The sequence below is a fragment of the Psychromonas sp. MB-3u-54 genome, assembly GCF_002836415.1.
Classification (GTDB): Bacteria; Pseudomonadota; Gammaproteobacteria; order Enterobacterales; family Psychromonadaceae; genus Psychromonas.
On sequence record NZ_PJBP01000180.1, the window covers coordinates 73,891 to 80,674 of the forward strand.

Here is a 6,784-nt window from a genome sequence, read left to right on the forward strand (position 1 = left end):
TGAAACTATACCAAAGTAGCCATTAGTTCAATCAGTGCTTCAACGGCGTTTTGTTCGTCGCTACCTTCTGCTTTAATATTTACTTCAGTTCCCTGAGTTAATCCTAAAGTTTGTAGTTTAAAAAGACTTTTGGCACTTGCTGATTTTTCACCAACTTCAACCGAAATAGCAGATTCAAAAGATTTAGCTGCTTTTACAAATTGCGCTGCTGGACGAGTATGAAGGCCGTTTGGTGCTGTGATAGTAACTTTTTGTTCAAACATGGTAATGTCCTAATATTATGAGAAATTAGTTTTTATTTTATCACCTTACTAAATCATAAGGTAAGGTGACAATAAAGAAGTATTTTTGTGTTACTTAAAATAACCAATAAAGTTAACTAGGGTGTTAATCTAGGTCAAGTTTTTGTTTGCCAGTTAGTTATTAAGAGTCAAAACATCATTATTAACGGGCAGATGACATTAGTTACCTTAAAAATGATGACGATAATCCGCAAAAACGGTGAATAGGTCAATATATTTTTGCCCGGAAGCGATAATAACTTCATTGCGCTGTGTGTTTTTGTGATTTGTATTGTTAAATATGTGATTTGTCTTGTCAAAAAGAGGCGAATAAGGGGTTGACAAATAAAATTTAACGGTTTTGGTGGGCTATGTTCAAAGCAGTCGAAGTTGCTGCTTCCTGCCTCTTAGCAGTGCAGTTGAAATTGTAGCAGTACAGTTGAAATTGATATGAGCGAATCTAAAGGTATACCAGAAGCAGTTGCTTCGAGTTGTCTCTAGACTCGCTTAAAAGTCGCGAGGAAATGCTTTACTCACGACGCTGTTATTTCAACACTGTTATTTCAACACTGTCTATATTGAAGGAAAATTTTCACCTTCAAAAACACCTGCAAAGAGTGCGCTTGATAAATAACGTTCAGCTGAACTTGCTAAAATAACAACAATGTTTTTGTCTTTAAATTCATCTAACTCGGCTAAACGAGCAGCAGCAACTACGGCAGCACCCGATGAAATCCCAGCTAGAATCCCTTCTTCTTCCATTAAACGACGTGCCATTGCGATTGAATCTTCATTACTGACAGCTTCAACACGATCAATTAAAGAAAGATCTAAGTTTTTAGGAATAAAACCAGCGCCAATACCTTGAATTTTATGCGGGCCAGGTTTGATTTCTTCACCGGCGAGCGTTTGTGCAATCACTTGAGAGTCTGTTGGTTCAACAGCAACACTGATAATTGCTTTACCTTGAGTCTGTTTAATATAACGACTTACACCTGTGATTGTTCCACCAGTACCCACTCCGGCAACAAATACATCGATCTCGCCATCGGTATCATTCCAAATCTCAGGGCCTGTTGTTTTTTCATGAATTTCAGGGTTAGCCGGGTTATCGAATTGTTGCAATAACAAGTATTTAGCCGGATCTGAACTGACAATCGCTTCAGCTTCAGCAATCGCACCTTTCATACCCTTTGCGCCATCGGTTAATACTAAATTAGCCCCTAATGCTTTTAATAGCTTACGACGCTCAACACTCATTGTATTTGGCATAGTTAAGGTGATTTTGTAACCACGCGCAGAGGCAACAAACGCCAGTGCAATACCTGTATTTCCACTTGTTGGCTCAACAAGTTCAACATCTTTAGTTAACGTGCCTTTCTTCTCTGCGTCCCAAATCATGTTTGCACCGATTCGGCATTTAACACTGAAGCTTGGATTACGGCTTTCTATTTTTGCAAAAACATTACCGGATGTGACGTTATTTAAACGGACCAGAGGTGTATTGCCGATAGCCTGTGAATTGTCACTAAATATGTTAGACATGTAATTCCCTTTTTTATTGAATTTTCATCGAATTTTCATTGAATTTTTATTGACTTCTTACTAATAATACTGCAGCAAGATTGCGGAATTGTCAATATAGCGAATCTATTGTTTTTTCGGAAATGAAGTTTTGTTATAGCATATAGTATTTTACGATAACTTAGCATTCTAGGCTGCTGCAGCAGAGTCGTCCGCCATTTAACATGACAAATAATGGGGATATTATGGGTTAAAATTGAGTTTCAAAACCGACTAATGCTTTACTTGTTCCATACCCCGGAATTTCATTATTAGAAATAACTATTTTAATTTTGCTGTTCGAGTCGGTCTTAAAACTGATACCGGCACCCAGTGCCAGATCGCTTCTATAGAGATCGAGTGTCTCAGAATTAGACCGGTAATTATAGAGAAGGTGATCCGCTGAAAAATTACTTAAATGCTGTGAAGCAGGAGTCGAAAAATTACCAAAAAATTCAAGCTGAACCCCTTCCGTATTGGTTGGAATGATTGGAATAGCAATAACCTGAGAATAAGCATTTTTTTTAAATGTACTGTTGGCTATTGAAGTATTAAAAGACAGTTTTTGATAAAAAGAGGTAAATACAGAATTCAGGTATAAATAGGTTGTCTCCGGAATTTGAAAAACAGGATTTAAATAAAATGCGGTTGACGTTTGTTTAATACTTTCCTGATACTGAACCTGTAATGAATTAGTTGGAATTTTTTCGGCAAAACAGACTGTTGATAGGAAAGAAGCTAAAATAATAATAGGTTTGATCACAATCTTAGCTCGCTTTTCTGGTGATTAAAAGATGAATTCGTTTACTCATTAAATCTTGGCTAATTTTAAGATTAACAGTTAATTATTCATAGTTTAAATAATTCAAATAATCATATAATTGCTGTAATAATTCTATTTTTGCAGGATTGCTCTGATTTTCAAGTGCGAGCGCTTCGAGTTTTTCAATATATGCTTGACTATTTTCTAATAAATAGGCTTGGCGGTGTCTTGCCCATTTTTCCTGCTCTGCGAAATCCAATGAATCTGGTGCATTTCTGGCTCTGTAATGCCATAACAGAATATCTAACCGGCCATCTTCAAAGTTGAATTTTTTATTCGTTAACTCCTGCCACGTGCTGTTACAAACTTGTTCACTGAGCGCTTTGTCTGCCGCAGACAAGAATCCGCCACTATATAACATCTCCTCCACTGATTTATTTTCCGTACTCGGCATTTCCTGTACAAAAACCTTCTGTAGTTTTTCTGCAAGACCCTGCTGGTTACTTAAAAAATCTAACGAACGTCGACATTGCTCGCGATTAATCCCCAATTGATCGGCCCGTTCCTCGGTTAATGTTTTTGCCGGTGCAATGATCGGGCATTTATTAATATGGATTAATTTGATAGCTGGACGTTCAATGCCTTCCGGTAAATCGATGCTGGGAGTATATAAGTAGGCTTGGATTTGTTCGATTGAAAGTGTTTCTAACCCACTTAAATCTTTGTTTAAATCAACCACTATGACGGCATTTTTATTAGAAGGATGCTGGGTGATAGGCATTACGTAGGATGCACAGCCCTGAAGGGCGGGAAACATCCCTGAAACATGTACTACGGGTGTATTAGTGCCCAGTTTTAGTTGTGCTAGCACATTATTTTTTTTACGCAGGCCAAAGAAATAATCATAGAGCTTAGGGTGCGTCTCTTTTATCAACTTTGCCATTGCAATGGTGGCATAAACATCCGACATTGCATCATGCGCTTGTTGGTGCGCGAGGCCATTCTCTTTGGTTAACAATTCTAAACGAAAGGAGGGCGCATCATTTTCATCAACAGGCCAATTTATGCCCTCGGGACGCAAAGCATAACATGCTCTTACCATATCGATAATGTCCCAGCGGGAACAGCCATTTTTCCATTCACGCTGATAAGGATCGCGAAAATTACGATAGAGCGTAAAGCGCGTCACTTCATCATCAAAGCGTATATTGTTATAACCCACAACACAGGTATTTGCCTGACTGAACTGCTGGTTAATAAGCGTAATAAACTCACTTTCTACCATGCCTTTTTGTAATGCACGTTGGGGTGTTATTCCGGTGATTAAGCAAGCTTCGGGATTTGGAAGGTAGTCATTGGGCGGTCGGCAATACCATTCATCGGGCTCAGAGATAATATTTAAATCGAGATCGGTACGAATACCGGCAAACTGAGAAGGGCGATCCGTGCCAGGATTAAGTCCGAATGTCTCATAATCGTGCCAGTATATCGACGGCTGATCGGTGGTTTTTTTTGATGTTGCTTTTTGCTCGTTATTATTCATTTAACACCTTTTTTTAAAGTATTTTTTCGTTTGATGTTATTGCTTGTCATTCTGTGCCGCTTGCTGATTGTGGATCACAAATTGGATTATACTTTAACTTACGTTGCACCACGGTGGACGATGGCATTATCTGATTCAAAACATCGCAGTATCAAGGCTGCTTATATTGAAGCCTCAAAATATCTGACCGTGGTGATGGTTTAACTGTCCGTCTCACTAAAAATGCAGTGGCTATTTTTGATTTTCAATGGATTAGCAGCATTAAACCTATGTTGCTGATTATTTCAGAGGTTAGACTAGCTGAAGCGCGAGAGCAAGTGATTAAGCACAGACGTAAGCTGTTTGATGGGAATCATTATCAAAAATAACCCGATAAAGTATTTATCTATTTAACAGATATTTCTGATCTGCTATTTTATCGCTTCTAATTGATGACTCAATCATTTTCTGCTTTATATCAATATGAGTAGATCTCGCAATTTGTACTCAGCAGATCCGTTTCAATATCGTCTTATCCGCGTTGTTATTTCACACGCTATAACAACCCCTGTTTCTATTTGCTTTTAAAAACGCCCCACTAATAAATCATGAAGGTGCTGTGATACTCTCTAAATTAATATTTTTCTGCTCGCGCTTCCATGTGCGGCGGCGTCTTTCTGTCCTTGAGATTAGAAACCTTATTTTCGCAATGCCAGCCCATTAGGCTATTTTGTTTTATCCTCATACTGTTCAGAGTGTTAACCAATTAGTCACCGTTTAGTCACTATTCAAAGCGATTTTGTCAGCAATATGAAATTTTAATAACTATTAAGTCAGCGTGCTTGGGCCGTTATTGACATGTTGTCAGAATGTTAAATAAAGCGAGGATTAAGTTCAAATTTTGTTAAGTAAAGCTACTTTATTAGTTTAAATTGTGGGTATATTGTACGATTAATGATAATCACAATGATAATCATAATCATTTTCAAAAAGTAAAAGGCAGGTTGGAGAGTCTTTTGTAGCAGGTTTTAGCCATTATGCCTGTCGAATAATATGACTTATACGGACTGTACTTTAACCAGTAATAATTTTTTTTGTTGTACATATACAAGGAACTTATAGCGTATGCGTTTATATTCAGTAACCTCAATAATCAACAATAAAATTGCCAGACAGGGATGTTTGCTACTTATTAGCGGGCTGATGACCGTTTGGTCTCCTATTTTACCTGCCGACAATCTGCTGGATTTATGGAAGATTGCCGAATTACAGGATGCCAAATACCTCTCGGCCTCTCACAAATATCGCTCAGACCAAGAGATTGTTAAGCTCAGTCGTGCTGATTTACTGCCCAGTGTGGATTTTCAGTATGAATATAAAATAACCGACCAGACAATCAATGAATCGGATAATGAGGTATACGATTCCGGCTCCGATCAGTATGCCACTACAACTTACGGTCTAACCTTGACTCAGTCTGTTTTTGACTATGCGCGCTGGCAACGCTATTCACAGTCAAAAATCAGTGCCAGTCGTGCGGAAGTCGAATACAGTCTGGCCAAACAGCAATTATTACTGCGTCTGTCTGAAGCTTATTTTCTCGTTCTTGAGCGCGGTGACCAGCTCGAAACCGTGCAGACAGAAAAAAAAGCCATGGGTAAACATTTAGACGTTGCAGAGAAAAAGCATCAAAGCGGTCTTGGCAGAAAAGCCGATGTTGAGGAATCCAGAGCAAGCTATCTGAATGCACTCAGTAAAGAAGTGGAATTAAAAAGCCGGTTACTCGATAGTCGCTATGCTCTGCGCGAATCGTTGGGGTCTATGCCCGAGCAATTGTCAACGCTGCGGCCGAAGATAGATCTAACATTACCTGTCCCCGCTGACCCGCAACAATGGGTTAGCCAGTCTGCTCAAAATAATCTTGAATTACAGGTTATTCAACTGTCACTCGACGAGGCTGAAAAAGAAATAAAAGTCCTTCGCGGCGGGCATTATCCCACGCTTGATCTGATAGCTTCCATGGAAAACACCGAAACCGACGGTTCGGTGTATGGCGGGGGCAGTAATATCGACGAAACCAATATTATGCTCAGGTTAACCGTGCCTTTTTATTCCGGAGGCAAAACATCTTCCAAGCTTCGTCAGGGCATTGAGAAACGCCGCAGCGTGTTTCAGGATCGTAATGATAAGCAGCGCATCGTTGAGCGTTCAGCGCATGATGCCTATTATCGTATCGGTGAGGCTATTGAGCAAATCGGCGCGCTTAGGCAGTCGGTAAAAGCACAGGAAAGTCTCTTGAAATCAAGAAGTTCAGGCTATCGTGTCGGCCAAAATAGTCTCCTTCAGGTACTGGATGTCGAGCAGGCGCTGTCCGAGGCAAGACAGGCTTTAACCCAGGCACGTTACAACTATGTGCTTAATGTACTGCGTCTAAAATTTGCGGCCGGTGACCTGCAGGAAGCCGATCTGGCGACCATTAATGGCTGGTTGGTGGGTTAACCCGCATTTATTTTTGATCCAAGAGATGCTGTAAGTCTCTTGTCGAATACCTATTAGCGTTACAAAAATTCCGGCTTCTAATAGGAAGCCTTTATTGTCGAATAGTTCACTGTCAAAGAGACTTTTCGCTAACTGAAAAATAATTTGGAATAAGTT

6 protein-coding genes are annotated in these 6,784 nt (G+C 39.5%); 2 read left to right on the forward strand and 4 right to left on the reverse strand.

The features are described 5' to 3' along the window. Positions 1 to 5: 5 nt before the first annotated feature. The 4 genes from CXF72_RS17245 to sbcB all read right to left on the reverse strand — a co-directional run bounded on the left by CXF72_RS17245 (position 6) and on the right by sbcB (position 4,150). Positions 6 to 263 (reverse strand): HPr family phosphocarrier protein, encoded by a 258-nt coding sequence (locus CXF72_RS17245; protein ID WP_101040961.1) that lies wholly within the window; start codon positions 261 to 263, stop codon positions 6 to 8. 591 nt (positions 264 to 854) lie between these two features. Beyond that, positions 855 to 1,826: a cysteine synthase A gene (gene cysK, locus CXF72_RS17250; RefSeq protein ID WP_101040963.1), complete on the reverse strand. Its 972-nt coding sequence runs from the start codon at positions 1,824 to 1,826 to the stop codon at positions 855 to 857. Between the two features lie 229 nt (positions 1,827 to 2,055). After that, positions 2,056 to 2,607, reverse strand: coding sequence for a hypothetical protein (locus CXF72_RS17255; RefSeq protein ID WP_101040965.1), 552 nt, complete (start codon positions 2,605 to 2,607; stop codon positions 2,056 to 2,058). 82 nt (positions 2,608 to 2,689) lie between these two features. Continuing rightward, entirely contained in the window at positions 2,690 to 4,150 is a 1,461-nt protein-coding gene (gene sbcB, locus CXF72_RS17260) for an exodeoxyribonuclease I (protein ID WP_101040967.1), read from the reverse strand. Between the two features lie 81 nt (positions 4,151 to 4,231). Here sbcB and CXF72_RS20085 point away from each other — a divergent pair, with 81 nt between their 5' ends. Both CXF72_RS20085 and CXF72_RS17265 read left to right on the forward strand, forming a co-directional pair. Continuing rightward, on the forward strand, positions 4,232 to 4,354 hold the full coding sequence (locus tag CXF72_RS20085; RefSeq protein WP_269801159.1) for a hypothetical protein: 123 nt from the start codon (positions 4,232 to 4,234) through the stop codon (positions 4,352 to 4,354). Between the two features lie 900 nt (positions 4,355 to 5,254). Next, complete coding sequence (locus CXF72_RS17265; RefSeq protein WP_101040969.1) at positions 5,255 to 6,628, forward strand: TolC family outer membrane protein; 1,374 nt, start codon at positions 5,255 to 5,257, stop codon at positions 6,626 to 6,628. The last annotated feature ends 156 nt before the right edge of the window (positions 6,629 to 6,784 follow it).